The following is a 2,245-nucleotide window of genomic DNA, read 5'->3' as shown; positions in this document are numbered from 1 at the left end:
AGCTTCCATTTTTTTCAAGCATGTCCCAAAACTCTTCCGCTGGAATTCCCGTGAAAGCACGGACTAATGCAGGATGTTTGCGTAACATCGACTCGGTGAACATCACTATCTCCAAATTTTATTAGGATACTATTGCACCATACACCCATTTTGCTTATTGTGCATAAACTCTACTATCAATATTCCTCACAAATAACAAGTCCTACAATGCCGCTTTCTTTCTAAACCATGAGAGCTGGCACGATGATAAAAATACACAACTTGGGATTCCCCCGCATCGGCGAACACCGAGAACTGAAATTTGCCTTAGAACGCTATTGGCGTGGCGAACTAGACCAAAACGAATTAGAACAAACTGCCGCCGAGCTTCGTGCCCGACATTGGCACACACAAGCTAATAGCGGCCTGGATTTGATTCCGGTGGGTGATTTTTCCTATTACGATCATGTTTTGGATACCAGCATCATGCTTGGTGTCATTCCCGAACGTTTTGGGATAAATGCGGACATTGATACTTATTTCAGAATGGCGCGTGGCCAAGGCCGTGATAATCAGCCTTATCGTGCCTTAGAAATGACTAAATGGTTTGATACCAATTACCATTATTTAGTACCGGAAATAACTGCGCATCAATCATTTACCCTCTCTAGCAACAAATTATTCGATGAAACCCGCGAGCTGCAAACCTTGGGGTATCAAGCAAAACCGGTATTGTTAGGCCCTTTAACGTGGTTGTGGTTGGCAAAAGCGCCTGACGACGTTAACAAACTGGATTTACTAGCAAAGTTATTGCCAGTTTATAGCGAAATCCTGTGCCGTCTGGCCGAGCAAGGTGTGCAATGGGTACAAATCGACGAGCCAATTTTAGTGTTGGATTTGCCAGCGGCGTGGAAAAATGCGTTTGAAGCGGTTTACAACCATTTGCAAAGCACACCGATTAAGCTGTTACTGACGACTTACTTTGGTGGGGTGGACGAGCTGACGTCGTTTGTCTGCAAATTACCCGTGGCTGGGTTACATATCGATTGTATTAGAGCGCCTGGGCAATTGACGGGGGTGCTGGATAATTTAGCTAACCATAAAGTGTTGTCTCTAGGCGTCATTGATGGGCGCAATATCTGGCGTACTGATTTATCATCGGTACTCAACATCCTAGAAAGCGTTAAGCAACGCTTTACCGGTGAATTATGGCTAGCACCGTCTTGCTCTCTGCTACATGTGCCGATAGACCTAGAATACGAAACTGCGTTAAACCCAACTATTAAATATTGGCTGGCGTTTGCTAAACAAAAACTAACCGAGCTTGCCGTCTTGCGTAACGCTGTTGCAGAGCCAAGCGCCGCCGAAGCCGATTTAATAGCTTCGGCTTGTGCTATACAATCGCGCCGGGAGTCGAGCTTAAGCCATAACCCAGCCGTGCAAGCTGAGTTGGCAAAAATTAATAACTCACTGACGCAACGCCAAAGCCCGTTCTCGGTACGCCGCCAGCAACAACATGCCAAATTAAACCTGCCTAGCTATCCGACAACGACGATAGGCTCATTCCCGCAAACACCAGACATCCGCAAAGCCCGTGCCGATTTTAAGCGCGGCTTACTTAGCGAAACTGACTATATCCAACAAATGCAGCACAGCATTGAGTTTTGTATTAGGGAGCAAGAACAGTTGGGCTTAGATGTATTGGTGCATGGCGAAGCAGAGCGCAACGACATGGTGGAATATTTCGGTGAACAATTAGAGGGTTTTGCATTTACTGTAAATGGTTGGGTGCAATCTTATGGTTCGCGTTGCGTCAAACCGCCGATTATTTACGGCGATGTCAGCCGTCCCAAGCCCATTACCGTGCGCTGGAGTCAATATGCTCAATCGCTAACCGACAAACCGATGAAAGGCATGTTGACCGGGCCGGTTACACTACTGAACTGGTCGTTTTGTTCGTGACGACCAACCGCGAGCAACCACGGCGTATCAAATAGCGTTAGCAATACGCGAGGAAGTCAACGATTTAGAGCGCGCCGGTATTCCCATTATCCAAATCGACGAGGCGGCTTTTAGAGAAGGCTTACCGCCACGCCAATCACGGTAACCGTTCAATCTAGCCACGTTGTTTTCTAAAAGACATTCTGATCCTTAACTGTCTCGGAATTTGCCGTTGCAAAAGGCAGCAACTCATCGATACGACTGTTGGGCCAAGTCGGTAATTTTTCCAAAGTATCCTTGAGCCATTCGGTAGGGTTTAAGCCAT

3 protein-coding genes are annotated in these 2,245 nt (G+C 46.7%); 2 read left to right on the top strand and 1 reads right to left on the bottom strand.

Annotated elements, in window-relative coordinates; translation table 11 throughout:
* Window positions 1–243 precede the first annotated feature (243 nt).
* Together metE and VZ94_RS29580 are read left to right on the top strand one after the other, a co-directional pair.
* Complete coding sequence (gene metE, locus VZ94_RS17665; RefSeq protein ID WP_239650048.1) at window positions 244–1,941, top strand: 5-methyltetrahydropteroyltriglutamate--homocysteine S-methyltransferase; 1,698 nt, start codon at window positions 244–246, stop codon at window positions 1,939–1,941.
* A 31-nt stretch (window positions 1,942–1,972) separates the two neighbouring features.
* Entirely contained in the window at window positions 1,973–2,086 is a 114-nt protein-coding gene (locus tag VZ94_RS29580) for a hypothetical protein (protein WP_338040502.1), read from the top strand.
* A gap of 25 nt (window positions 2,087–2,111) precedes the next feature.
* Here VZ94_RS29580 and VZ94_RS24695 read toward each other — a convergent pair.
* The coding region (locus VZ94_RS24695) for a transposase domain-containing protein (RefSeq protein WP_131655617.1) at window positions 2,112–2,245 on the bottom strand (134 nt) is incomplete at its 5' end.

Origin of the sequence: Methylocucumis oryzae, assembly GCF_000963695.1 — a bacterium.
GTDB lineage: Bacteria > Pseudomonadota > Gammaproteobacteria > Methylococcales > Methylomonadaceae > Methylovulum > Methylovulum oryzae.
The sequence above is the reverse complement of the archived record's forward strand: the minus strand, read 5'-3'. Positions and strand labels throughout refer to the sequence as shown.